Source organism: Xanthomarina sp. GH4-25, from assembly GCF_045363175.1.
Taxonomy (GTDB): domain Bacteria; phylum Bacteroidota; class Bacteroidia; order Flavobacteriales; family Flavobacteriaceae; genus Xanthomarina.
Genome location: NZ_JBJFLO010000002.1, coordinates 48,180 through 61,712, shown reverse-complemented (window position 1 = coordinate 61,712; position 13,533 = coordinate 48,180). Strand labels below are relative to the sequence as shown.

Sequence of the window (13,533 nt, the reverse complement as noted above, 5' to 3'; positions counted from 1 at the left end):
ATACAGAGCTTAAAAGAGGCAATTTTCTTACAAAATTAAAATTTAACTCAGAACTTTACTTTAAAACACATAACACTTTTGTTTAAGTTGTAGCGCTTACAGTCCTTTCATTAATAATTCAGCTGTAGCAGGATTGGTAGCCAATGGCACATCGTGAACATCACATAAACGCATGAGCATTAAAACATCTGGTTCGTGTGGGTGTTTTTCAAGTGGATCTCTAAAAAACAAGACCATATGGCATTTTCCTTCAGCTACTCGAGCTGCAATTTGCGCATCACCTCCCAAAGGTCCAGAAAGCAATCTCATTACTTCAAAACCTGCTTTTTTAACTTTTTTGCCAGTAGTTCCTGTAGAAACCAATGAGATGCTTTTTTGAAGTAGTACTTCTTTATGTTCATTTAAAAACTGAACCATTTCAGCTTTCTTTCCATCGTGAGCTATAATTGCTATTTCCATGATCCTAATTGTTTCATATGATATGTTACAAGCCCATCTATAGGACGCCTTACAATATTTCCTACTTTAAAATTAAATTCTTTTGCAACCTCAAAAATTTCTTCTTTAGAAAAATGCGCTATGGAACCTGCAAAATGAACAGGAACGGTTTTTATTTCTTCAGGAAATTGTAAAATCATATTTTTTGAAAATTCGCGTAGTCCTTTTTTTAAGAGGTTTTTAATGTATTCTGAATCACTATTTGAAAACATAAATTCAGCAAAAGATGCTAAATAAGCGTTCGGGTGTGGTTGTTTATAAAGGTTGAATTTAATGTTATCTGCATCAACGTTATATTTTATTTGAAATAATGCTTTCAAATTTTCGGGCATGTGGTTAAAAAAATAATCTCGTAATAATTGCTTGCCATAATAATTTCCAGCTGCATCATCCATTATAGAATAGCCTAATGAGGTAACACGTTGTTTTAAATGAGTTCCATCGAAAAAACTACAGTTAGAACCAGTACCTAAAATACAGACTACTGCAGCTTCATTTTCAAAATTAATTGTTGCTCTTACAGCTGCAAATGTATCTTCTTTTACTTCTACATAAGCATTAGAAAAAAAGTTTTGCAAGATCGTGTTCAATAATTGTCTGGGTTTTTCAGTACCACAACCTGCTCCGTAAAAAAACACATGAGATACTTGAGATTTTAAAGTCATTAATTCTGAACTCTCATTTAAAATCTTTAAAATTTCAGTTTCTTTTATTATTGTTGGATTCAGTCCTTTGGTAAGTATTTTATCTACTTGTTGATTAGATTGAACATCAACAGATATCCAATCGCTTTTTGTAGAACCACTATCGACAATTAATATCATACATTAAATTTTATAATGAATGCATAAGTTCTGCAAGTTCAACTAATTTTACTGAATATGCATATTCGTTATCATACCAACCAACAAGCTTAAAAAATCTGGAGTTTAATTCTATGGCTGCATCAGCATCAAAAACACAAATTCTAGTTTCACCAACAAAATCTTGAGAGACCACTTTCTCTTCTGTGTATCCCATTATTCCTTTCATTTCATACTCTGAAGCTCTTTTAAATGCTGCTTTAATTTCATCGAGTGAAGTTTCTTTTTCTGTTCTAACTGTAAGGTCTACAACAGACACATCTGCTGTTGGTACTCTAAAGGCCATTCCTGTTAATTTTCCATCTAATTTTGGAATGACTTTTCCAACTGCTTTAGCAGCTCCAGTTGAAGCTGGAATGATATTTAATAATGCACTTCTACCTGAACGAAAATCTTTTCTAGAAGGACTGTCTACTGTGAATTGTGATGCTGTTGTAGCGTGAATGGTTGTCATTAAAGCTTCTTCAATTCCAAAATTATCGTCCATAACTTTAGCCATTGGAGCTAAACAATTTGTAGTACAGGATGCATTGGAAATAATGTTGTTTGACACTTTTAATTCTTTGTGGTTTACGCCCATAACAAACATTGGAATGTCTTTACTTGGTGCTGAAACAACTACTTTCTTTGCTCCTGCTTCAATATGATAATGAGCCGTTTCTAGGGTTTTAAAAATGCCTGTACAATCTGCCACTACATCTGCTTGAACCTCATTCCATTTAAGATTCCTAGGGTCTTTTTCTGAAGTGACTCTAATAGTCTTTCCATTGACAATTAATTGTCCTTTTTCAACGTCTATTGTTCCTTCAAATTTTCCATGAACAGAATCATATTTAAGTAAATATGCTAAATGATCGACCTCTAATAAGTCGTTTATAGCTACCACTTCAACTTGTTGTTTTATTGCTGCTCGAAATACAAGTCTTCCAATTCTTCCGAAACCATTAATTGCTAATTTTATATTTGACATTTTTTAATTTATTATTTATTAATATTTTTTCATTTTGAATTACTATGTAGTCATGATATCAGATACACGCAATAATTCTAAGTTTATTTCTGATTTTCCTTTTACTGCTTTTTCTAAAGCTGTTAGTTCCATTTTGTTATCTAAAATGCCCACCATATAATTCGATTTACCTTCCAATAGAGACTCAACAGCCTTCACTCCCATTCTACTAGCTAAAACACGATCGAAACATGAAGGGGAACCACCACGTTGCATATGACCTAAAACAGACACGCGAACATCGTACTCTGGCATATTTTCGTCTATATAATCTTTTAATTCAAACACGTTTTTACCAATTTTGTCTCCTTCAGCAACCACTACAATACTGGAAGATTTACCTGAAGCCTTACTTCGTTTTAAAGACTCTACTAATCTGTCAAGGCCTAAATCTTCTTCAGGGATTAAAATTTCTTCGGCTCCTGCTCCAACGCCTGCATTTAAAGCTATATGACCAACATCTCGCCCCATAACTTCTACAAAAAATAATCGTTTATGAGAACTTGCTGTGTCTCTAATTTTATCTATTGCTTCAACAACGGTATTAATAGCAGTATCATAACCAATGGTAAAATTGGTGCCAAAAATATCGTTATCTATGGTTCCTGGGATTCCTATAATAGGAAAGTTGAATTCTTCATTAAAAACTAAGCCTCCAGTAAATGTGCCATCTCCACCAATTAACACCAAAGCATCAATACCTTCCTTTAGAAGGTTTTCGTGTGCTTTTTGTCTGCCTTCTTTTGTTCTGAATTCTTGAGAACGTGCCGATTTTAAAACAGTTCCTCCTGTATGAATGATGTGATTGACATTCCTAGCTGAAAACGATTTGAAATCGCCATCCATCATCCCTTCAAACCCTCTATAAATACCAACACATTCAATATTGTGAAAGGCACAAGTTCTTACTACAGAACGAATGGCTGCATTCATACCTGGAGCATCTCCTCCAGAAGTCATCACGCCAATTTTTTTTATCTTTTCATCCATTTATGATACTATTTTATAACGTAAATTTACTAAAGAAAGCTTGAGAAAATCATGATTTATGTCATGACTATTTTATTCTTCCTTTTTGTCATTCTTAAAACCTACATAAGAAGGCAACATGCTTTCTTCAGTTTCTGTTTCTTTCACTTTTTCCGTTTTTTCAGGTGTTTTTACACTTCCTTTAAAAATTTTATTTATAAGTTCTTTAAAAGTGTCAAAATCGACACTATAGGCAATTCCTACTCCTTGGGTATACCCTATTTCTTCACCAAAATTTCTAATACTATTTTCTCTATTAAACACCTTTGCCGTTAAAGTTCCCTCTTCATTTAGCAAAAAATCTATTTGAACATCACCTGCAACAACCGTCTCATTAGCACCACCTACTGGCACACCAACTTTTCCATTTATAATTACTCGTTCAGAAATATTAGTTTGCAACGTAACGCCTAATCTATTTTCAGTCTGATAATCTGGATTGTTCTCTCCTGCTTCATAATTCAAGCCTATATTTACTTTATTGTCGCTTGTAAACATCCCATTAATGATGCCATTAAGTCGTTCTGTTAAGGTACCTGTGAAATTAACATCGTTCAATCTATTAGAAAAAGATCCTGTTGCTAGTAAATACAATGCCTGATTATCTCTATCCTCTTTAGAACTTAATCGATATTGAATTTCGGATTTTACTGTTGAGCTTAAATTAGGAAACGTAAAATCGAAATCAACATCCGGTTTTTCTAATTGACCAGTAAGCGTTGTAACAACATGTACTGGAATGCTCCTATTTATTGGATTGTCTAACAAAGGTGATGGGTTTGCCTGGGTTTTATAGATGGCTTTAATATCTATTCTGGCATCATATGGTGCTCCATCCCAACCTAAACTTCCTTCTTCAACTACAAACTGTTTTTCAACGATTCCACCATATTTAAAGTTATAAAAACCTTGGAATACTACAAAATCACCAAACATTCTAAATTTTCCATTGGTATTAATTTCTATTAACAAACCACCAACACCTTTTCCTCTAACTGTACTTCCAGAGTCTTTATCTATAACAATTTCAATTTCAGCATCTTGCGTGATATCCAAATCAAAATCTAGTTCTAATCCTTTAACTTCTTTAACTACAATATCTTCGCCTTTAAGTTTTGCAGCTTTCTCTTCAGGTGATAAAAAATGTATAAAAGAATTATCTCCAAAAGATTCCATGTCGCTTAATGGAATTACAAATGTTGTCCCAGGGTTAGTTTCTGCTATCACACTTATCACCAATTCGTCTGCAGGTCCTTTTATAGTAGCCGATCCACCAATAAAAGCCGTCCCGTAATATAAAATTTCGTCATCTTCTTCATCGTCTACAACTCCATCTGTATCTAAAACCACTAGATTTGAAGTCTCTACATTTAAATCTAATTTCCATTTGGAAAAATTTGTATGACTGATGCTTCCATTTAATTCTCCTTTGGTGTCGAATTTAGTGTCTGCTAATTTTAGGTTATTAAATACGAAACTTTGGTTTGTTAAGCTTACAACAGAGTTCTCTGCAAATTTATAGTCCACATTTAAATATGGAATTTTTAAACCTGAATTGTTCAATTCTAAATTGCCACTTATATCTGGTTTCTTTAAATTACCAGTAACCCTTGCAATGCCTGAAACATCGCCTCTAATGTCTTCTAAAACATCAACTAAAAAGGGATTGAGAATTTGAAGACCAAACTTATTAAACTTTAAACCAACATCTATTGAGGAAGCTTCGCCATTGACATAAATATCTCCAGACGCTGTAAACGATTCTGAAAAATCGTCTTTAATCTTAATGTTTACATTATAATTTGTAAGATCTTCATTCCCTACGATTTTAGCATCAAATGATCCTAATGCCAATTCATTGACAACAAAATTGTCAATAATTATTGACGAGTTTGGTAAATAGCTACCATTTTGTTGTAAGACATCTAATTTTCCATTTACATTACCATGAAGATCTAATCCTTCAACAGTTGGAGTGATTTTTGCTAAATCGACATCTTTAAAATCTAAATGGATGTTTTTATAGGTTGAGTCTTTTAAAACTCCGGAGAGTTGTATCTCTTCGTTACCATGGTTCATAACAATTTGATCGATATCAAAATTCATCAAATTATTATCAAATTTTATCTTATTTAAATTATCTCTTTTCTCATTAATTGTCCAAGTGTTTCCTTTAAAAGTTACATCCGATTCTTTAAATCCAACAACAGACTTATTATCTTTATTAATGGTGTGATAAAAATTCAGATTATAAATATCAGCATTTTTATTACCTCCTTGAAATTCTGTTCTAACAAACAGGGTGTCGTTTAGGGTTTTGTTAATTAAATTGAATTTAGAAACGTTGTAGTATTTAGTATTTAAACTATCCACTTCTACATAGGCATTAAAAAGTGGGTTTTTATTATCTAATTGTAATTCAATATGATTTGCAAAATAATCGTAAAGCTTTATCTCTGGAGATTTAAAAGTTAATTTAAATTCTTTTTCATCGCTTTCAACTCTTCCTCTAATATAGGTGTTTGTTCCTAAGGATAATTCAGGAACAAAAACTTCGACTATCTTATTATAAATCTTAAAATTAAAATCTATGTACTGATTTAATGTCACTTTATGAGGTTTGTAGTTTGTATAAATACTTCCAAGAGCATTCTCAAACAACAAACCAATATCCTCAAACATAAATTCACCACTTAGTTTGCCTTCAATAATATCTGGAGAATTAACTTCTATGTGTCTTACTTTTCCATTAAAAGAAGAGGTTATGGCAAAATCGTCAAAAAAGTATTCATCGTTTTCGTTTTTATAAGAGGTTTTATTGAATTGAATACTACCCACAGCGTCGTTGATAGTAGTTCCCTCCATTTTCATGTCGACAATTCCTTTAAAAATAGAAATGTCATTTTTCTTAATAAAATTTAACGCGTTAAGATTTGCATAAGACACATTTGCAACAAAATCAAATGTATTGATCTCTTCAGAAAAATTGGCTAAGCCATTAAATTCTAGTTGCAAGTTTTTATCATTAGAATTTAATTTTCCATCAAATATTTTATTCATTAAATCTCCAGAGACTTCAATATTCTGATAGGTGTAATTATTATACGTCACTGAAAAAATATCTCCATTTAGATGCGTGTCCACATTCTCTTTAGTAAATCCAGAACCATTAACATCTAAGTTTAATGAAGCAACACCTAGAGTTTCATCGTTTATAAATTTTCCAATATCAAACTCTTCGAAAACCACATTTCCAGAATAAGATGCATTGTCAATGTCGTTAATTTTTTGCATTTCTAAATTTGCATCTATAAATCCTATTTGCGTATAAATTTCTAATTTAGCAACTATTTCAGATGTTGTTATTTCTGTCTGACCAACAATATTAAAATTTCCTAATTTATCGAAGGCAGAAGGAATAGACTCTCCTAGAACGTTTGGCAACAAGGCTTTTAAATCTCTATAATTTGAAGATAACTTATCAAAATCTCCTTGCATATAGAAATTATTTTCTTCAATATTAAATAAGTTTTTAAAGTTAATATCGCCATTAATTTCACTCCTAGAACTAGTGAATACCTTTAAATTAGTTAATTGCAAATCGTTTAAAGTTCCGTCAATTTTAGCACTCAATTTGGCTCTTTGGTTTATACCAAATTCGTTATAAAATGTATTCAATTCATTTAATGCAATGTCTGATTCTATGAAAGTTGCGTCAACTTGTACTTTATTGGTAAAATCTTTTAATTCTTCTCTTTTAAATAAAAATTTAACCTCTCCGTTTAAAGACGAATTACGTGTATTAATGCTTAAATCTTCTAGTAAAATATTACTAGGAGTATATGTGAAATTACTGACTAAATTTTTAACTTCTAATCCCCTACTATCTAAAAAAGCTAGGGTATTTATTCGTGTACTAACATCACTACCATTAATTAACAGATTTGTGGTATTGGTGTAAATGTTTGTAAATTCTAATATTTTAGGAGTTTCCTTATTTTGATCGATTAATCTAAACGTCCCACCATTTATGGTTACATCGCTTGAAGAAAGTAAAAATTCACTTTTTTTATCGGATGGGTTATCTTCATCAAATTTAGCTACAAAAATATCCAGATTTGTCTCAGACTCTCCTTTGTACGTTTTTAAATTAAATACTAATCCTTCCAAATCGATATCGCCAAAAGCTAATTTGGCATTCATAATATTTTTAAAGTTTAAAATAGAAGTATTTAATTCTTTGGCAGCAAAAAGTGTGTCTTTTTTATAATCTCTAATAAGAATTTCTTTTAATTCTACATCTCCATTGAATTGAAGTCCTACTTTACCAATATTTATGTTAGTTTTAAAATCTTCATTTATTCGTGTTGTTACCTTTTTTCCTAAATATGTTTGAACAGTAGGAATAGATAACAACAACACCAAAATGATGAAAAGCAGCAATATTATTGCTACTAATTTAGATAGTATTTTTAAAAATTTTTTGATACGTTTTAAAGTTATAACTTTGAAACCAAAATTAACAATTATTGTGCCTAATTTTTACTAATGTCTTCACAAAATATTTACATTCTTGGAATTGAGTCTTCATGCGATGATACAGCTGCTTCTGTAATCTTTAACGGACAGATTTTAAGTAATGTTATTGCCAGTCAAAAAATCCATGAAGAATATGGTGGTGTTGTCCCTGAACTTGCATCGAGAGCGCACCAACAAAACATTGTTCCTGTGGTTAATCAAGCCATAAAAAAAGCCAACATTACAAAAGAGCAACTTCATGCCATTGCTTTTACTCGCGGTCCAGGTTTAATGGGCTCATTGCTTGTTGGTACATCTTTTGCAAAATCGCTTGCTATGGGGTTAAACATACCTTTAATAGATGTCAACCATATGCAAGCTCATATTTTAGCACATTTTATTGACGAGGAAGGCTTTAATAAGCCTCCTTTTCCATTTTTAGCTATGACCATTTCTGGAGGACATACACAAATCGTTAAGGTTACTAATTATTTTGATATGGAAGTGATAGGCGAAACTATCGATGATGCCGTTGGAGAAGCCTACGATAAAAGTGGTAAAGTTTTAGGCCTAGGATACCCAGCAGGCCCAGAAATAGACAAACGTGCTCAATTAGGAAATCCGAAAGCTTTTCAGTTTACCAAACCTAAAGTAGAAGGATTAAATTTTAGCTTTTCAGGATTAAAAACAGCAATTTTATATTTTATTCAAAAAGAAACTAAAGCAAATCCAAATTTTATCGAAGAGAACATCAACGATATTTGTGCATCCATTCAATATACTATTATTGGTATCCTAATCGATAAATTAAAATTAGCTGTTAAGCAAACAGGCATTAAGCACATAGCTATTGGTGGTGGCGTTTCGGCAAATTCAGGAATCAGACAAGCTTTAAAAGCCGGAGAAAGCAAATTTGGATGGACAACATATGTCCCAAAATTTGAATTCACCACAGACAATGCTGCAATGATTGCTATTGTTGGCTATTTAAAATATTTAGAAAAAGATTTTTCAGAACAACATGTTACAGCTTCTGCTAGGTTAAAGATTTGATTTTCGTAATCAACTAATTTTTATATCTTGTTAAAAACCATTTTTCATGAAGCTATTTCTACATTTTACTATTTTAATTATTTTGTCATTTTTATTGATTTCCTGTCAGAATGATGATAATAATGACTCAATTCAACAAGTTTGTAATAATTCCAACAGTAATTTTTCAAATCTTTATGATGATATCGTGATTAATGAAGATTTACTAAGCTATGATACAGTAGAATCAAGTTTGCATGCATATGTGTTTAAAGTTTCTTCACAAAAACAGATATGCAGTATTGGCTACCAAAGTTTTCATGAAGATGTAACAGTACCTTATGGTATAATTATTAAAGAAGAAGCAACAAATACAATTTTATATTCTGGCAATCATTTATTTACTCAAAACAATATGAGTTATGTCAATCTTTCTCAAAATATAATTTTAGAACCAAATACAGAATATGTTATTTCTAGAATTCAAAACATGTTGAATAACGACTCTAATAACTCCTTAGGAACTGTTATTGATGGAATTAGTAATGGCAATATTGAGTTTCTACCTTATACTTTTAACGAATTATCTATTTTATCTACTCGCTTTATTGATATTTGGAGTGACGATGAAGTAGATGTTTATAATTTTTTACCAAAAATTGATATTGTATTTATAGAATAAATAAGACTTTCAGTTTAATATTAGCGAATAAAATTACAATGCAAATCGAGTTATTCTATAAGAGTTTGTTTAAGTGCTAACGACAAACACAAACTACTTTACAACATTTTACTTAATTTATAACATACCGAATAATCCTTTCTAAAAGTTTGTTAAAAGCTCTGTTAATAACCTTACAGATTTATGTTATTTTAAACTATTAATTTTGTTTTTTTGTGATACTATTAAATCCAGACCATAATGAAAAGATTTTTGCTTGTTTTCACACTTATTGCTACAACTTTAAATGCTCAAGAAGAAAATTTAAATGATTTAAATTTAATTAATGACACCGCTTCTGCAGAAGAATATCTTAAAAACAATAAAACAAAAGGCAATAAACTAATTACTTTCAATGAAGAGAAACATAAAACGACATTAGCAACAGATCTTTTTAAATTATCTGTTGGAGGCAAAACCACCACTGAAAATAATTATGAAAAAACCACATATAAAGTGGTTGAAAAAACGAGCATTACGCACTATAGACTGAGTTATATTCTATTAGATAGTAAAAATACAGATGTTTCGAAAATAAACGCTTTTAGAGACCGAATTATCACTACTTATAACAATGGTTCTCCTTTCGATTTTTTAGCTAAAAAATACTCAGTAGCAGATAATGCACGACGAGGTGGAGATACTGGTTGGTTTACAAAAAACGAAGCATCCATGTTTTTTAACAACATAGATATTACTAAAACCAATTATTCTGAAAACGATATTTTCACCTTAGATGATGATGAGAATGGTTTATATTACATCATTCTAAACACATATCAACCTAAAGAGATTAAAGAGGTAAAAGTTTTAAAAATTGTAGAGTTAAAAGATTAATGCAGTTATTTTATAATCCAGATATTACACAAGAGGTTACAGAAATTATTTTTTCTAAAGAAGAAAGTAGGCATATTGTAAAAGTACTACGAAAATCTGCAGGAGACATTTTACATATAACCAATGGATTAGGTTGGCTTTTTACAGCAAAAATAACTGTGGCTGATATTAAAAACTGTGTAGCAGTTATAAATGCCAGAGAAAAACAGGCAAAGAGAGCTTATTATGTTCATTTAGCTGTAGCTCCAACTAAAATGAACGATAGATACGAATGGTTTTTAGAAAAAGCAACCGAAATTGGTATCGACTCCATTACTCCTATTATTTGCGAAAATAGCGAACGAAGGGTAATTAAAATCGAGCGTTTTGAAAAAATATTGCAGGCTGCCATGAAACAATCCCTATCCTGCTACTTACCGAAACTTCATGATGCTATTTCTTATAAAGAGTTTATTAGCCAATCTTTTTCTGGTCAAAAATTTATTGCACATTGCGAAGAATCGGATAAAAAATCTTTAAAGAATGAAATCATCCCAAACCAAGACCTAACCATATTAATTGGTCCTGAAGGCGATTTTAGTGTTAAAGAAATCGAGCAAGCTCTTCAATCTCAATTTATTCCTGTAACTTTGGGAAACACAAGACTTAGAACTGAAACTGCAGCAATTGTAGCTTGTCATTCAATTGCTTTTGTAAATGAATCCTAAAAAATATTATTTTTAATGAAAAACTTAGCAAAAACGATTCTTTTATCTTTAGTCTTTTTTCTTTATTCTTCAACTATTATCTCACAAGACATTGCCATTTTAAAATATAAAGGTGGTGGTGATTGGTATGGAAATCCAACAGCCTTACCTAATTTAATTGCTTTTTGTAACGCGAATATTGATACCAAAATTAACCCAAAACCAGAAACAGTTGAAACTGGTAGTACTGAAATTTTTCAATATCCATTCATCCACATGACTGGTCATGGAAATGTTTTTTTTGATGATAATGATGCCGAAAACTTAAGAAACTACTTAATTTCTGGTGGTTTTTTGCATATAGACGATAATTATGGAATGCAACCTTATATTACTGAAGAATTAAAAAAGGTTTTTCCAGATAAAGAACTTGTAGAGCTACCTGCAAACCATCCCATTTTCAATACGGCTTTTGCTTTTCCAAAAGGTCTTCCTAAAATACATGAACACGACGGAAAAAGACCCCAAGCTTTTGGTGTATTCTTCGAAAATAGATTGGTATTGCTTTTTACTTTTGAAAGCGATTTAGGAGATGGCTGGGAAGATGAAGTTGTCCATAACGATCCAGCAGATATTAGAGAAAAAGCGCTTAAAATGGGAGCCAATATTGTTAAATATGCGTTTGAAAATTAATTTTTGTGAAACAACTAACTCATTATAACACTCATTTTACTAAACAAACATTTCCAATTACTTTAGTATGCGACAATATAACCAATGCGCCAAACATTGGCAGTTTGTTTAGAACAGCAGATGCATTCGGTATTGAAAGAATTATTTTTTGTGGCTCTCAGATTCCATCGGGAAGAAAAATGACAAAAACCTCAAGAGCAACCGAAAAAGCAGTTCCTTTTGTAGAAAAAGAATCTATTTTGGAAACCATCAATTACTTAAAAGCAGAAAACTATCAGATTATTTCATTGGAAATCACTAGTAATAGTTTGCCTTTAGACTCTTTCGTTTTTCCTGAAAATCAAAAAATTGCATTAATTATTGGAGATGAAAATTTTGGAGTGTCAGAAACAATTTTAAATATATCAGATGCGATTATTCATATAAACATGCATGGACAAAATAGTAGTATGAATGTAGTCCAGGCCACCAGTGTTACCTTATATGAAATTACAAAACAGACCAAAAAAAATAAACTCTTGAGCAATTAAAACAAAATGTATCTTTACTAAATGAATTCAAAAGACATTTCTAACGGGATTTTAAGAGCCATAGCGACCATAGTAGGTATAGGTGTCTTATTATTCTTTCTGTATAAAATTCAGTCGGTTATAGTTTATATAGCAATATCTGCAGTTATTTCTTTAACTGGAAGACCAATTATTGGTTTTCTTAGGGATCGACTAAAATTCAATAATCTCTTAGCAGTTGCTTTGACTATGTTCCTATTATTAGGAGTCATTGTTGGACTTATAGGCTTGTTTATTCCGTTGATAGTAGAACAAGGCCAAAATTTATCATTATTAAATATTGATCAGCTTCAAGGTAATATTAAACATATTTATACAGAGTTTATCTCTCATTTTAACCTAGGAGAAATAGCAAAAGATGAAGACCCTTTAGCTAGTTCCAGTCTACTTTCTAAGATTGATTTTGCAGTTATTCCAGAATTTTTAAATTCGGTAGTAAGTGGTTTCGGAAGTTTTAGTATGGGATTATTCTCTGTGCTTTTTATTTCATTTTTCTTTTTAAAAGACAGTAAATTATTTGAAAATGGGTTGATGACACTAATCCCTGATAATAAAGAAATACGATTAAAAAACTCTATCAATAAAATTAAAAATTTGCTATCTCGTTATTTTGTTGGCTTAGTATTTCAAATTTCTGTATTATTTATTATTTATACCATTGGTCTGTTAATTGTTGGAGTTGAAAACGCTATAGTTATAGCTTTTTTATGTGCTTTAATAAATTTAATTCCATATTTAGGCCCATTAATTGGAGGCTGTATCATGATTCTTCTAACCATGACAAGTAATTTAGGGAGTGGTTTTAGTGATGTTATTATACCAACTACACTTAAAGTAATACTTGTAATTACCATTGGACAGCTAATAGATAATTTTATTAGTCAACCCGTAATATTTTCTAAAAGTGTTAAGTCTCATCCTTTAGAAATATTTCTGGTTATCATTATAGCTGGTTTACTTTTTGGAATCATAGGAATGATTATTGCTGTACCTACATATACGGTTATAAAAGTTATTTTAAAAGAATTCTTATCTGAAAACAAAGTCGTTCAAAAACTCACAAAAAACTTATAAAAAC

General features: G+C 31.0%; 12 protein-coding genes. 7 read left to right on the top strand and 5 right to left on the bottom strand.

Annotated elements, in window-relative coordinates:
- Positions 1–96: 96 nt before the first annotated feature.
- From ACI5KZ_RS02905 to ACI5KZ_RS02885, 5 genes are all read right to left on the bottom strand, one after another.
- On the bottom strand, positions 97–459 hold the full coding sequence (locus ACI5KZ_RS02905; protein ID WP_109309910.1) for a methylglyoxal synthase: 363 nt from the start codon (positions 457–459) through the stop codon (positions 97–99).
- Positions 450–1,322: an N-acetylglucosamine kinase gene (locus tag ACI5KZ_RS02900; protein WP_109309909.1), complete on the bottom strand. Its 873-nt coding sequence runs from the start codon at positions 1,320–1,322 to the stop codon at positions 450–452. Before ACI5KZ_RS02900 ends, ACI5KZ_RS02905 begins: the two co-directional genes overlap by 10 nt.
- A gap of 10 nt (positions 1,323–1,332) precedes the next feature.
- Positions 1,333–2,331, bottom strand: coding sequence for a type I glyceraldehyde-3-phosphate dehydrogenase (gene gap / locus ACI5KZ_RS02895; RefSeq protein ID WP_406846840.1), 999 nt, complete (start codon positions 2,329–2,331; stop codon positions 1,333–1,335).
- Positions 2,332–2,373: 42 nt separating this feature from the next.
- A complete protein-coding gene (gene pfkA / locus ACI5KZ_RS02890; RefSeq protein ID WP_109309907.1) occupies positions 2,374–3,360 on the bottom strand; it encodes a 6-phosphofructokinase in 987 nt (328 codons plus the stop codon).
- Positions 3,361–3,432: 72 nt separating this feature from the next.
- On the bottom strand, positions 3,433–7,842 hold the full coding sequence (locus tag ACI5KZ_RS02885; protein WP_406846839.1) for a translocation/assembly module TamB domain-containing protein: 4,410 nt from the start codon (positions 7,840–7,842) through the stop codon (positions 3,433–3,435).
- Positions 7,843–7,947: 105 nt separating this feature from the next.
- Between ACI5KZ_RS02885 and tsaD the strand changes: the two genes are divergently transcribed.
- The 7 genes from tsaD (at position 7,948) to ACI5KZ_RS02850 (ending at position 13,529) form a co-directional block, all read left to right on the top strand.
- A complete protein-coding gene (gene tsaD / locus ACI5KZ_RS02880) occupies positions 7,948–8,970 on the top strand; it encodes a tRNA (adenosine(37)-N6)-threonylcarbamoyltransferase complex transferase subunit TsaD (protein ID WP_406846838.1) in 1,023 nt (340 codons plus the stop codon).
- Positions 8,971–9,016: 46 nt separating this feature from the next.
- Positions 9,017–9,631, top strand: a complete 615-nt coding sequence (locus ACI5KZ_RS02875) for a hypothetical protein (protein ID WP_123808411.1) — start codon at positions 9,017–9,019, stop codon at positions 9,629–9,631.
- Positions 9,632–9,871: 240 nt separating this feature from the next.
- Positions 9,872–10,507 carry a peptidylprolyl isomerase gene (locus ACI5KZ_RS02870; protein ID WP_109309904.1) on the top strand — a complete coding sequence of 212 codons (636 nt, stop codon included), beginning with the start codon at positions 9,872–9,874 and terminating at the stop codon, positions 10,505–10,507.
- Positions 10,507–11,214: a 16S rRNA (uracil(1498)-N(3))-methyltransferase gene (locus tag ACI5KZ_RS02865; protein WP_406846837.1), complete on the top strand. Its 708-nt coding sequence runs from the start codon at positions 10,507–10,509 to the stop codon at positions 11,212–11,214. Before ACI5KZ_RS02870 ends, ACI5KZ_RS02865 begins: the two co-directional genes overlap by 1 nt.
- A gap of 15 nt (positions 11,215–11,229) precedes the next feature.
- The gene (locus ACI5KZ_RS02860; protein WP_406846836.1) at positions 11,230–11,886 is read left to right on the top strand and encodes a DUF4159 domain-containing protein; all 657 of its coding nucleotides are present in this window, start codon (positions 11,230–11,232) and stop codon (positions 11,884–11,886) included.
- A 5-nt stretch (positions 11,887–11,891) separates the two neighbouring features.
- On the top strand, positions 11,892–12,416 hold the full coding sequence (locus ACI5KZ_RS02855) for a TrmH family RNA methyltransferase (RefSeq protein ID WP_109309901.1): 525 nt from the start codon (positions 11,892–11,894) through the stop codon (positions 12,414–12,416).
- Between the two features lie 21 nt (positions 12,417–12,437).
- Positions 12,438–13,529: an AI-2E family transporter gene (locus ACI5KZ_RS02850; RefSeq protein ID WP_406846835.1), complete on the top strand. Its 1,092-nt coding sequence runs from the start codon at positions 12,438–12,440 to the stop codon at positions 13,527–13,529.
- Positions 13,530–13,533 lie beyond the last annotated feature (4 nt).